Source organism: Metabacillus mangrovi (genome assembly GCF_009711125.1).
Taxonomy (GTDB): Bacteria; Bacillota; Bacilli; order Bacillales; family Bacillaceae; genus Metabacillus_B; species Metabacillus_B mangrovi.
Window position 1 is genome coordinate 47,310 of the sequence record NZ_WMIB01000022.1, and the last position, 12,474, is coordinate 59,783.

Below are 12,474 nucleotides of genomic sequence, written 5' to 3' on the forward strand. Positions count from 1 at the left end.
GAATGCTTCGTGAGTTGGTTCACCATTAATAAGACCAAATCTTTATATAAATTACTGGAGACTGATTATGCGATTGGCAAATTTGATTACGATGATGTCTATTTCTACCATAAAAACAGCAGCGGAAGTGCAGATCTGGAAACAGGATATGTGCTGGTACAGGGGTCTCCGATAAAACTATGCAAAGTCCAGCGGGATTACAAAACAGAACTTGCAGAATTTCACAGGGGGATCATCGCTCTCTTAGCGCTTTATTTACTAACTGTAAGTCGAAAAAGCAGCTTTCCTTCAAGAGATGAAATGAAGAAACTGCTAGAGCGAGATGAAATCAATATACATTCGGCAGAAATGATCCTAAAAAATGTTCTTAAATCCGGCTCCTTCTCAGTGGGAGAAGAAAAGAGGAATCGTATCATAATGGAGGCAATAGCAGCTGGATATCGTATTTCTTACATAAATGAATCAAATGAAAAGCTGCTGATTGCAGATAAGAAGCTGTTAAATCAAGCAATGTTGGTGATGTGCCACTACGGTCTCTTAATCGAAGAGTTTGAATGCTTACTTTCAAAGTGGCGCAAAAAATTAAATATTACGGAAGAGGAAGAAGAGGTACTGAGAAAGGTTTATCTTGGGAAGTAATTCGCCACTCGTCTTGGAAATCCGAGCGGCGATTCTTCTCATTCTCAAACCGAAACCACAGCCTTCTTATCCTCCTCATAATGAATCGTCGTCATCTGCCGGTTCATGCTGTTGACGAAGCTGCTGTACTGGAAGGCGAGGGCGGTCATCGAGGCTTTTTGTTGGGTGATGGCTTCCTGCTGTTTCGTTTGGTCCTTTTGGATTTGATCGCTGATTTGGTCGACGAGTTCACCGGATTGGGCTTCCATTTCGATTTGGACGGTTTGGGTGAGTTTCGTTCCTGCTGCATTGAGTTCATCCAAAAGGCTGTGGAATTTGCTGGCTTTATGGGTCAGGTCCTGCTCCGGTACGAGCTGGTGCAGGAAGGATAGCTGCGGCATAAATGATCCCTCTTTTCTTAAATTAGCTTAAACATTTGGGCAATTTTCTTGTCTTCTTTGAAAAAGTCTTCTACAGAGGATTTAATTTTATGGATTTGCTTTACTCCTGCTTCCTGTTCGTTCTCATGGTAGTGGAATAGCTCCTGGAAGGTTGCGGTGTTGGCGGGAGGAATCGGGTAAATGCTTTCCTGTACGTCAATCTTCGTTACTTTGTAAGCGGTCGGGCTGTATCCGAGCCTGCTCTGAGCCCAGCTGAAATCCAATTCGGTTCTGGCGATCTCTTTCATCAGCGTACCTTTTCTATGGGAATAATCTTCCGCGTATTCTCTTTGGTACGCCTCTTTCACCTGCTTGAGAATGCTTTCCTTTTCCTCATAAATGGTCAGCCCCTCTTTAAAAAGCCGGAGAGCGGATGAAAGGTTGATGATGACCGGCTTCCCGTTCACCATTTTAGCCTTGTACATATCATCACCCTTATAGGAGAACCCGTCTATAGAAAGTGCGCTGATTACAGCATCCAGCAGATGGGCTTCTGTCGCCATCCCGAATTTGTCCATTAGTTCTTCTAAGATGGTTTTTATGGATCCAAAGCCCGCCTTAAATTCGCTGAATTCGGTTTTGATGATGTCTGAGGTGTTCATCAGCATTTCAACTTGTTTTAAAAACCCGCTCAGATCCCCGTCGCGAAGCTTTTCTAAGGTGGCGACATCCCCAATGTTTTCAATGGCGCCCTTCATCGTTTCCAGGTTGTCTACCATTCCATCGATGACCGACTCGATTTCTTCCCTTTCTTCAGCAGATACAGTGCCAACAATCGATAGTAAAGCAGGCAGCTCATCCTTCAGGCTTGTCACCCTGTTTATCATGAGGCCAACGTGATCCTTCATGGAACTGATCGTTTTCGCCACGGTGATCGCATTCTCCGCCCGTTCCACAGGATTTAAAGTAGTAAGGTCCAGGTCTTTAAGCGTTTCAATAGAATCATCCCAGAATTTTTTATCGTAGCCGGTTACACCAAAGACGATCCCGTCAATCCCGCCTTTCTCATAATAAGGCGCAATCTCGGCGAGCTTTTTCTGAATCACCGCAAGGTCTTCATCCGACACGTTATCAAGCACACCTTTCAGTCCATCAAATTCAGGATTTGTCTCTATGATGTTCCGGTCGCCGAAGAACAGGAAGCCGCGAAAATTAGAGATGGCGTACAGAATTTCATCTGCCGATGTGGTGTGGTGGATGTTTTTGCCTCGTTCTTTGTAGTAGTCGGTGGCGAATTTTTCGAGATCGGCGCTGGGGATGGTGTAGATTTCATCGAAGTTATTTTCAGGAATGCTGAAATAATCACTAAGCTCAAACCAAAACTCCTGATCGATATATGCAAGCTGATAGGCACTTGGAGGTGCATCATTAAATGCGTATACTTCCTTAAAGTGGCCTTCTTGCAGTTGCAGCATTTGTATTAAATTCCCTCCAAGAGAATGTCCAATTCCGAAGCGGGATAGTTCAAGGTCTTTGTATGATTGACCATTCGTTTTTTTGATCTCAATTTCCTTCGCAATCTTTCTTTCTATCTCATTGTTCACCTTATTTTGAAAGCTTGATGCGGCTTCATATTGTTCCCGATTTCTACCTGTATATATTCCAAACGTATTATACAGCCAGTCTAACGGCTCCCCTGTACCGCTATCTTCTCCCATTTCACTGCCCCTTGTTATTGTATAAGACTGATTGATTCCTTTTTCAGGATCAAAAAAGTGAATGACAGTACCATCAAAGCCTGTATCCTTATCTTCGCTGTACTCCTTGGATCCTGAGTGGTAAATAGTAATATTTATAGGGGGAGGAGATCCTGTTTCTTCGATGTATATTTGCCTGATTTTCTCCTGGAATTCTTTTAATTCCAATTCAGATGGATCTTTAGGAATATCGTATTCGAGTTTAGCAATTCTCGCCCTCAGCATTTCGGTGGAGAGAACTTCATTAGAATTTTCATTGTTTTTCATTGTCATTACTCCTGTTCAAACTGGACAGATTTCATGATTTTAATTGCTGTATTCTCCAAATCATTCACGTTGGAATTGCAAGTTTTATCTTCTTTTTTACATCTTGTATTAAAAATAAATTCAACCGCTTGATCACTGTTTTCTGCTTTTATAAAGCTAAAATAAACGAAGCCATTCGAATTTTTAAGTTCAGCTGTTTTCTTTGCAAAATAGATTGTTTTTCCCTTTGCCTTTATCTCCTCAAAAGTTCCTTCGTATCCCACTGCAACAGAAAGCAATCTTTGTTTTTCTTCAATATCCTGTGTACTCGGTTTATTTTGGTAGGTTATTCGAGTGCTTATGGATGCTCCATTTAATTTATAACCATACATGATAGCCTCAAAGGCATCATCTCGCTTCTCGTTGCCGAAATCTTCAGAAATTAAAGCTCCCGAAGGGAATAACATGGTATAACCGTCTATTTTTGATTTAAAAGTGAAATACCCCTTATCTGTCTCTTCCGATGAAATTAAATAGCCTTTGGTAAACTCATCTTGCAACGCTGCTGCTTTAGGGGTCTCATTTGAATTGCCTTCCCCTTGAACAGCTTTCTTCTCAGGATTATTCTCACCCATACCGCAGCCCCCAATAATAAATAAATGAATTATAATGCCAAGTTTAATGAGCCGATTCAAGAATTTGTCCCCCTCAAATGTCACAAATCACTACATTTAATTACTACCACATATTCCCACTGTCCAACAATATAAAACGGATATTTGCATTATTTCGATTCTTTCTTCACGGGAATTTAGACCTTGATTTTTTGGGGTGTTAGGATTTTGGTCTGAGAGCTATCCTCGTCCATTATTTCTCGTTTGGTCACTTCCTGTTAAAGGTGATGGAGTGTATGATTTTTTTAGCTGTTCTTTCTTGTTCATCTGCTTTCGCATTACAGCTCTCATCGGTTGTCTTACATGATCCTCCATATAGGAAGCTAATAGCCTGATCCGACCCATTTTCTTTTATATAACTTATATACTGATAAGTAGTATACTCTTCGGACTCCACCGTCTCTTTTCCATAATAGATGGTTTTTGAGCCTTCCTTGGATTCACTATAGGAACCGTCATAGCCAGATGAACTTGATAGTAACTCTAAGTTTTCTTTTATATTCTTCGTAATTGGTTTGTCTTCATAAATAATCTGGGTGTCAATGGATGCTTGATCAATTTCAGCACCGTATAGAATGGCTTCGTAAAAATCTTCATCTAGTTCGTTTCCAAAGTCTTTGGAAATAACAGCTTCAACTGGGAGAAGCATGGTGTACCCGCCTGTTTTTGATTTGAACTCATAAAAACCCTTTTCCACTTCTTTAGCAGAGGTTAAATATCCTTTGGTAAACTCATCTTTTAAAGCAGGTGTTTCTTGTTGAACGGATTCTTCTTGTTCAGATTTTTCGTCTGAATTTTTTTCACTCATTGCACAGCCTCCAATAAGTAATAAACTTATGAGTGCATAGGCGCTTTTATTTAATTTCATAATGAGGCCCCCTCAAATGTCATAAATCCATTTAATTACCACCACATATTCCTACTGCACAAAATAAATGGGTGCGCTTACCCGCGAATCGATTTGCATAATCAAATTGAGCACGGTCTACCTGCTGCACCTACTCAAACGTAACAGATTCCATTATTTTTTTAGCGATCTGTTCATGTTTTTCTGAATTTGAAACGCAGGATCTATCTGCTTTCTTGCAGGTTGCGCTATACATGAAGCGTACACCTTGATTACCATCCTTGGCTTTTATAAAACTAAAATAGCTATAGGCAACTGCATCATCCAGGTCAGTGGTTTTTTTGCCGTAATAGATGCTTCGGTCTTCTTTATTTACTTCTTCAAATCTTCCATCATAACTGACGGAGGTTGACAATAGATCTAGATTGGCTGCAATGTCACTTGTAATGGGAAGATTCTCGTAAATGCTTTGCGTGTTCATATCGGCCTTTTCGAGAGTTGCGGTAAACATGACGGCTTCCATGTCATTTCCTTTTCGCTCATTGCCAAATTCATTGGATAGGACTGCTTCAGCTGGAAAAAGCATAGAGTAGCCATCCGTTTTCGACTTGAATTCATAAAATCCTTTTTCCTTCTCTTTAGCAGACGTTAAATAACCTCTTGTAAACGTATCTTCTACTGCTGCTGCTTTAGGGGCGGCTTCCCCTTGTACAGCTTTATTTTCAGGAGTATTCTCACTCATGCCGCAGCCTCCAATAATAAGTAAATGAAGTACAATGCAAAGTTTAATGAGCCGGTTCAAGATTTTGCCCCCTCAATTGTCATGAATCTATTCATTTCATTACTATTGTTTATCCATATAAAACGGACAGTTTCACGACTTCAGTTCTTTTATAGCGGAATTTGGACCTTACCTTTTTATGGTTCTGAATTTTGATATTAGGCCTGTCCGTTGCAGAGGCTATACTCGGTTCACTTCCTGTTAAATGTGATGGAATGTATGATTTTTTTCGCTGTTCTTTCTTGTTCATCTGCTTTCGCATGACAGCTCTCATCGGTTTTCTTACATGATGCTCCATATATGAATCTGATAGCCTGATCCGATCCGATTCCTTTTATGTAACTGATATATTTGTATGTAGTATACTCTTCGGACTCCATCGTCTCTTTGCCATAATAGATGGTTTTTGAGCCTTCCTTGGATTCACTATAGGAACCTTCGTAGCCTGATGAACTTGATAATAATTCTAAGTTTACTTCTATGTCTCTGGTGATGGGGTCGTTTTCATAAGTGATCTGTGTGTCAATGGATGCTTGATCAATTTCAGCACCGAATATAAGAAGCCTTTTGAAATAACAGCTTCAACTGGGAGAAGCATGGTGTAACCGCCTGTTTTTGATTTGAACTCATAAAAACCCTTTTCCACTTCTTTAGCGGAGGTTAAATCTTCTTTGGTAAACTCATCTTTTAATGCTGGTGTCTCTTGCTGAGCGGATTCTGTGCTTAGTTCACATCCTCCAATAATCAATAAACTAACAAGTGCATAAATGCATCTTTTTATTCTCATAATGGATCCCCCTCAATTGTTACGAACATATAGATCTCCGCTGCCCAATAAGATAACACGGAATTATGGATCAACAGAAACCAGATTAGGCTTTAAGTCGGGGTTATCAAATGCAGGTAGAGTAAAAATCTGGCTATCTCTTCATTCCTTGCTAAAAGTCACTGACTTCATTATTTTCATAGCCGTTTTTTCATGGTCTGCCTCAGCTGCTCTACAGGCTTGTGCTGCTTTTTCACAGCTGACATTATAGATGAACTCTACTGCCTGGCTGCTGCCGGCAGACTGAATAAAGCCAAAGTAGTTATAGCTCATAGCTCCTTCAATCTCGGATTCTTCACTTGCATAGTAAATCCTCCTGCCCTCCTCTTTACGTTCTTCATATTCGCCTGTATAGCCAGTAGTGTTTGATAATAGTTCCAGATTAGCTTCTGCATCTTGAGTTTCCGGTTTATTTTCATAGGTTGCATCCGCCATGATACTGGCGTTTTTCCGTTCTGCTCCATAAACGATGCTTTCAAAGGAGGCTTCTCTTTGCTCATTAAATTCTTTAGATAGGACTGCATCGTCAGGGAAAAGCATGGTATAGCCGCCAGTCTTTGATTTAAATAAGTGATAGCCATCCTCCGTTTCTTTTGATGAGGACAGATAGCCTTTTGTAAAAGAGTCTTTTTCAGCTGCTGTTCGTCCCTGAACCGTTCTTTCATCAGGGGTTTTACTCATACCGCAGCCCACAGTCATAATCAGATTTAAAATAATGCCAACCTTGATGAGCCGCTTCAACTTGTTTCCTCCTTACTTCTTAAAAACAATAGACTTCACCATTTTAATGGCAACCTGTTCAAAATCATTCTGCTTTGCCGTACAGGATGTATCTTTTTTCTGACAGGTAATGGTGTACACGATCCTTACAGCCTGATTGGTGGTATCTGCCTTGATAAAGCTTAAATAGCTGTAAGCCGTGGCTTTTCCAACATCCATCACATCTTTTGCAAAGTAATGGACCTTCCCGTCTTCTTTCATCTCTTTGTAGGATCCTTCATAGCCAATGGATGAGGACAGCAGGCTTAAATTCGGTTCGAGCTTGCTTGTGCTGCGATTATCTTCATACGTGATTTGGGTTTCAATAGCAGCCCCATCTCTTTTTGCTCCGTATAGAATAGCCTCATATTCAAGACCATGGATTTCGTTGCCGAAATCATCTGATATCACAGCATCCTGAGGAAACAGCATCGTATATCCGTCTGTCTTGGATTTAAACGTGAAATAGCCTTCCTCCACTTCGCTGTCAGACAACAGGTACCCTTTAGTAAAGTCATCTTTCAATGCCGCAGGCTTTTCCACTTTTCCATTTAAACCGTCACAGCCTGCAAGGATGAAAAGAAGAAGTGCGGCAGCAAATTTGATTTGGATTCTCAAGTTCCGTTCACCCTCCCGTTAAATTGTACAGACTTCATTAGTTTCAGCGCTGTATTCTTTAGAGGGGGCTGGCAGCTCTGGTCATCCCTCTTGCACCTTGCATTTAAGGTAAACTCCACAGCTTGACCACTGTCTGATGCTTTAATAAACCCGAGATAGACATGACCGTTTGAGTTCTTTAATACAGTCCTCTTTTCTGCAAAGTAAATGGTTTTTCCTTTGGATTGAATTACTTCATAAGCCCCGTCGTAGCCTGCTGACACAGACAGCAGTCTCTGTTTCTCTTGAATGTCCCGGGTGCCTGGTTTATTTTCATATGTAATTCGGGTGCTTACAGAAGCTCCATTTAACCGGTAGCCGTACATAATAGACTCAAACGCGTCATTCCGCTTTTCATTGCCGAAATGCTCTGAGACTACAGCATCCTCAGGAAACAGCATCGTATACCCGCCCGTCTTCGATTCAAACAGATCGTAGCCGTCTTCCGCCGTTTTCTCTGAAGATAAATAGCTTTTGGTAAATTCCTCTGCAGCAGAGGTTTCCGTTTCAGGGCTGAGGCTGCATCCTCCAGAAATAAATACAACGATAAAGATAAACAGGATTTTCATAAAAAAGCCTCCAGACGAGTTTACGATCTTAATCGTATAGGGAATGTTTTCCTTGTGTGATTAAAGAATAAACATTTTTTAGGAGGTTTTTGATGACTGAATCAATTCTAGCCTCATTCAATTATTTATTAGCACTCCTTGTGGTGAATAAAGTTCTCAGGATTGCTGTTTCCTTCTTTAAGAACGGTTATGAGCGGAAAAAGGCCGTATTTTTGGGGCTTGCGGTGGTGACGGCTGCTTTAGGGTTTTTGAAAGGCTCTTTTTGGAGTGTGGCAGATACCGTTTTGCTGTTTTGTGTCCTGCTTTGTTTAGTCATTTATGTATTTAAAATAGATGGGCTCGGTGATGGTGAAGGAGGTTTTTCCGATGAATGGGGCGGGGGTGACAGCGGCGGAGATGGAGGCGGAGGGGGCGGTGACTGATTTGCGTTCCCCCGCCAGGATTATCCTAATACCTTCTTAACTGCTTGAAAAGCCTGCTCGGTCCTGACATCATAATCCGGATGATCGATCTCTGCATAAGCTATTCCGTACTTATCGAGCCTCTCCTTTATCCGCTGTGCTGCAAATTCCTGGTAATGCTCATGAAGCCTCGTTCCGTCGTCCACCCATTTGACGGTCGGTTTTAAAAACAGGTAGAGATCCGCATGCTGTCTGTAGGCATGGATGTGCTGTTCAGCGAGCACATCAAATTCCTTTTCTCTGAGCGGGAAATAGAGATCCGCAAACGTCTGGGTGACGATGGCGTCCGTGTCACAGATGAGAATTGGATTTTTAACTGCTTCCAGCGGTGTGTGGAGAAAAAGGTGAAGCTGTTTTTGCAGCAGGATATAGAAATCCTGAATGCCGGTGAGCGGAAACTGGTCTGTATAGGTTCTGCCGTATTCCAAAACAGCGGCTGCATGCAGCTGATCAGCGAGCTTTTCTGTCATCGTACTTTTCCCGGTTGATTCACTGCCGACGATCACAATGCGGTGATGAAAAGGTTCAGGGGCTTTTGTTTGAATATCGGCGTATTCCTGAAAGAAGCGGGTGAATTCCGGATGGGTTCCCGCTTTGTCATTCAGGAACCGGCGGCAAAGCGTGCCGGACACCGGATGTGTGAGCCGCTCCTTATCCACCAAGACATGTGTGCAATTCAGGCAATCGGCCATTTGAAAACCGTAGTCCTCTGAGGTGAACAGCGCGTCAAACTTAGGGTGAGCAGGAGTCAGATAGCCTTCCAGAAGCCCTGTCCAGATGGCCCAGAAATCAGGATGTTCCGAAGGCTCTTGGGGAACAGTCTGATCGAGATGGATGACGTCCGCTGTTTTTCCTGCAAATTCCGGCTCTGTGAGCATTTCTTTTACAGACTGGTGAACCCAGGCATGGCGAAGAACCCCCGGGATGGTCTCAGACAAAAGAGAACAGACGACCACCGTAACATGCGCTGATTCTTCCATTGCGCGCCGGATTAAATAGTGGTGGCCTTTATGGAACGGATAAAATTTCCCGAAGACCAAACCGTGTGCGTACATCTTTATTCCACCTTTCATGCAGCATCCTGCAGCCTGGCGCTCTGCCATTCTTTTTTCCAGCTGATGTATCCATAGATACAGATGAGGAGAAAAACAAAGTAGGTAAAAGCAATAAGCGGCAGCCCTTTGTATAAATAGATTCCAACTGACAGGATATCAACAGCAATCCAAATCAGCCAGTTCTCAAGGACTTTGCGGGACAGGAAAGCCTGGGCAAAAATGGACATGGACGCCATTGATGCATCAGCATACGGAATGGAGGCATCTGTATAAGCAGATAGGCCATATCCCCAGCTCACCGCAACGAGCAGGATGCCGGTAAAGAGAAAAACTGTCTCATTTCTCGTTATTTTCCGTGTCGGCCGGACCGAATGTCCCTCTCTTTTAGTCAGCCACACAACCCAGCCATAAATGGACAAAACGAGAAAGATAATTTGCAGAACGGCATCTGCATAGAGTTTGACTTCGTAAAAAATGAAAAAGAACAAAGTAAGATTCACGATTCCAATCGGGTACGCCCAAATGTTTTCCTTTGCGTTCAGCCATACACAGACAAGTCCCGCCAGGCTTGCGGCAATCTCCATCCAGCCGCTGTTCAGATACAAAGCCAGTCCTGTGAATACAATGAGGACGAGCCAGTCATATTTTTTAAGCATGTTCTTTGTCCTTTCATGTAAAATATATCCACGCGTTATTATACTATTCTATCAATCCTCTTCCAAACGGGAAGGGGCTTTTTACATTCCTGACTAAAATTTCCCCTTGGAGTAATCAGGAATCCAGACAGTAAACCTGGGTTTTTATGCTTATAAATCTTTTGGTGCAGCCAAAGTTATACAGGATTTTTATCCTGCTGCAACTAAAATTTTAACAAAAGAAGAGGACTTTCCGCCAATTGGGGTATATGGTAAAAAATGATAAAATTTTTATAGATAAATAGGGGTTTTTGGAGAAAAAAAGGATAAATGAGGTGATTGTGAATGGATTTTTGGGGATCTCTGAAGGGATTTCAGGCAGATGTAAGCGGGGATATTGATGCTGTACAAGCTAAAATCCGGCTCCTCCGGAAGGCGAACAGCCGCATTGCCGGTGAGCAGGGGGAAGGCCAGAACGAAGTGAAGAACATTATACAGCCGAGGCTTGAAAGTGAATGGAAGGGTGCACGGGCGAACCGATTTAAAACTGCGCGTAATGCAGCTTACAGGGACATGGTGAAGGTGTTCAAAGAAGAGTATGAAGAATACCAGACTCAGATCAGTGCGGAAATTTCCAGACTGGAAATCCAGCTTGCTTTCCTTAACGCGAAGATGATGGCAGCTGCTGCTGTTGAAGAAACTGCCAATGAAATCAGCCATTCGCTTGATGATGCGAAAGACCAGCTTGCAGATGCCGGAAACCGGCTGAATGAACTTCGGAAGGGGTTGTTTTAATGCCGGATATTAAGCTCGAGCACACCGGAGTCATGAAGCAGCTTGAAGATATGGAAAAGGCGTTAAGCCGGATTGTGATTGAATCTCCGGATGAGATTTCACTTGGGGAGAATAAACTGGCCTACACGGATGCCTGGCTTGCTTCAGAGCAGCTGGTCAAGGAATTGCTGGAACAATATGTCCAGGCGGTTAAGCAAAATATTGAGGACACAAAAGCCAATATCACGCATCTGAAAGAACAGGACGAGGCGATTGCCGCAAAATAACCGGGAAAGGCAGCGTGGGAGATGGGAAAAATCTATAATTCCTCGTCACTAGGAGAGGCGATGAAGAAAAGGACAGACCAGTATAACGAATTAGATGACCAGTTTACGGCTTTAAAAACAGCCTTTCAGGAGATTGTGGACAATACGGAACTGCAGGGGAAAGGCGCAGATAACATTAAGAGGTTTTATCAGGCTCAAATAAAGCTTGTAGGGGATTGGCAGGACGTCATTGAAGGACTGACGGGATTTTTTGAAAGCATTCCCGGCAGGATGGAGGATGCAGATTTAAACAACCGTACGAAAGTGGCCGTACCGTTCTTGGAGGAACAGCTGCAGAGCGGAGCAGACAAGAGCCGGCAAATGGTTGACCAGCAGCATAGTGAATTAGGCAAAATATTAGATACCATCCGGGATATTCTGCCGATCTCTTCTTTTTCGTTAGATTCATTCAAAAAGAACATGGAGGAAGCGGACAAGGAGAGAGCAGGGGCTGCACAAGCTGTAATCGGTTTTGATGAAGGATATTTGGGAGTCTATTACTTAAATGCATTAAGCAATCTTGAAGGAGTAAGCGCTGGATATGATGCGATCCGCTCAGCCACCTCCAGCGGGGACGGCACCATCCAGCCCATCCATTTTAATCAAAAGATTTACGACGAGCACATTGTCCACGATGTCCGGGAATCGGTAGAGGAAAAACTCGACTCTTTTAAATACGAAGAGAAAAAGCTCAAGGAATTCCGGATTGAAAAGGCCAAAATGGAAGAAGAGATGGCCAAAATTAAAGCCGAGCAGGAAAAACCAGCCCATGAAAAAATCTTCAGCGGAATCACCACCGTCGCCGGGGAACTGACCGGTGTAAACGACATCATCCGTGCCACGACCGGAGTGGACCCGGTGACGGGTAATAAGCTGACGGAAGCCGAGCGGGTCAAAGCTGCCGGGATGGCCGCTGCCGGATTCATCCCAGTCGTAGGCTGGGGAGGCCGTGCAGCCAGAGGGGTATACAAAGGCGGAAAAGCAATCGAAGGCATGGTAACCGCAGACCGTGCCCTCGATGCCTACAAGACAACCGCCGGCATGCAAAAACTGGCCCAGGCCGAAAAAGGAATCTACGGCCTCACCGTCGCCAACTCCGGCTACGAATT

At 43.1% G+C, this 12,474-nt stretch carries 17 protein-coding genes; 5 read left to right on the forward strand and 12 right to left on the reverse strand.

The window, feature by feature from the left end:
- Positions 1–9 precede the first annotated feature (9 nt).
- Positions 10–639: a hypothetical protein gene (locus tag GKZ89_RS16815; protein WP_155113578.1), complete on the forward strand. Its 630-nt coding sequence runs from the start codon at positions 10–12 to the stop codon at positions 637–639.
- 44 nt (positions 640–683) lie between these two features.
- Here GKZ89_RS16815 and GKZ89_RS16820 read toward each other — a convergent pair whose 3' ends face one another.
- The 10 genes from GKZ89_RS16820 to GKZ89_RS16860 all read right to left on the reverse strand — a co-directional run bounded on the left by GKZ89_RS16820 (position 684) and on the right by GKZ89_RS16860 (position 8,114).
- Positions 684–1,019, reverse strand: coding sequence for a hypothetical protein (locus GKZ89_RS16820; protein WP_155113579.1), 336 nt, complete (start codon positions 1,017–1,019; stop codon positions 684–686).
- A 17-nt stretch (positions 1,020–1,036) separates the two neighbouring features.
- Complete coding sequence (locus GKZ89_RS16825; protein WP_155113580.1) at positions 1,037–3,022, reverse strand: DUF6792 domain-containing protein; 1,986 nt, start codon at positions 3,020–3,022, stop codon at positions 1,037–1,039.
- A 5-nt stretch (positions 3,023–3,027) separates the two neighbouring features.
- Complete coding sequence (locus tag GKZ89_RS16830; RefSeq protein WP_155113581.1) at positions 3,028–3,696, reverse strand: hypothetical protein; 669 nt, start codon at positions 3,694–3,696, stop codon at positions 3,028–3,030.
- Between the two features lie 187 nt (positions 3,697–3,883).
- Positions 3,884–4,543, reverse strand: coding sequence for a hypothetical protein (locus tag GKZ89_RS16835; protein ID WP_155113582.1), 660 nt, complete (start codon positions 4,541–4,543; stop codon positions 3,884–3,886).
- Positions 4,544–4,673: 130 nt separating this feature from the next.
- Entirely contained in the window at positions 4,674–5,264 is a 591-nt protein-coding gene (locus GKZ89_RS16840) for a hypothetical protein (protein WP_155113583.1), read from the reverse strand.
- 230 nt (positions 5,265–5,494) lie between these two features.
- Positions 5,495–5,860 (reverse strand): hypothetical protein, encoded by a 366-nt coding sequence (locus tag GKZ89_RS21700; protein ID WP_488225886.1) that lies wholly within the window; start codon positions 5,858–5,860, stop codon positions 5,495–5,497.
- A complete protein-coding gene (locus GKZ89_RS16845) occupies positions 5,782–6,090 on the reverse strand; it encodes a hypothetical protein (RefSeq protein WP_155113584.1) in 309 nt (102 codons plus the stop codon). Before GKZ89_RS16845 ends, GKZ89_RS21700 begins: the two co-directional genes overlap by 79 nt.
- 141 nt (positions 6,091–6,231) lie before the next feature.
- Entirely contained in the window at positions 6,232–6,870 is a 639-nt protein-coding gene (locus GKZ89_RS16850; protein WP_155113585.1) for a hypothetical protein, read from the reverse strand.
- 12 nt (positions 6,871–6,882) lie between these two features.
- Entirely contained in the window at positions 6,883–7,506 is a 624-nt protein-coding gene (locus GKZ89_RS16855; protein WP_155113586.1) for a hypothetical protein, read from the reverse strand.
- Entirely contained in the window at positions 7,503–8,114 is a 612-nt protein-coding gene (locus GKZ89_RS16860; RefSeq protein WP_155113587.1) for a hypothetical protein, read from the reverse strand. The genes GKZ89_RS16855 and GKZ89_RS16860 overlap by 4 nt, the downstream gene beginning before the upstream one ends.
- Positions 8,115–8,206: 92 nt before the next feature.
- Here GKZ89_RS16860 and GKZ89_RS16865 point away from each other — a divergent pair, with 92 nt between their 5' ends.
- Positions 8,207–8,536: a hypothetical protein gene (locus tag GKZ89_RS16865; protein WP_155113588.1), complete on the forward strand. Its 330-nt coding sequence runs from the start codon at positions 8,207–8,209 to the stop codon at positions 8,534–8,536.
- Positions 8,537–8,556: 20 nt separating this feature from the next.
- On the opposite strand, the gene GKZ89_RS16870 is transcribed toward GKZ89_RS16865, so the two are convergent.
- Entirely contained in the window at positions 8,557–9,630 is a 1,074-nt protein-coding gene (locus tag GKZ89_RS16870) for an AAA family ATPase (RefSeq protein WP_162357015.1), read from the reverse strand.
- Positions 9,631–9,644: 14 nt separating this feature from the next.
- Positions 9,645–10,286: a nicotinamide riboside transporter PnuC gene (pnuC, locus tag GKZ89_RS16875; RefSeq protein WP_155113590.1), complete on the reverse strand. Its 642-nt coding sequence runs from the start codon at positions 10,284–10,286 to the stop codon at positions 9,645–9,647.
- A 324-nt stretch (positions 10,287–10,610) separates the two neighbouring features.
- Here pnuC and GKZ89_RS16880 point away from each other — a divergent pair, with 324 nt between their 5' ends.
- From GKZ89_RS16880 to GKZ89_RS16890, 3 genes are all read left to right on the forward strand, one after another.
- Positions 10,611–11,060, forward strand: coding sequence for a YwqH-like family protein (locus tag GKZ89_RS16880; protein ID WP_155113591.1), 450 nt, complete (start codon positions 10,611–10,613; stop codon positions 11,058–11,060).
- The gene (locus GKZ89_RS16885) at positions 11,060–11,326 is read left to right on the forward strand and encodes a DUF5344 family protein (protein WP_155113592.1); all 267 of its coding nucleotides are present in this window, start codon (positions 11,060–11,062) and stop codon (positions 11,324–11,326) included. The genes GKZ89_RS16880 and GKZ89_RS16885 overlap by 1 nt, the downstream gene beginning before the upstream one ends.
- A 60-nt stretch (positions 11,327–11,386) precedes the next feature.
- Positions 11,387–12,474, forward strand: a 1,088-nt coding sequence (locus GKZ89_RS16890) for a T7SS effector LXG polymorphic toxin (protein ID WP_241680306.1), incomplete at its 3' end; no start/stop codon positions are given.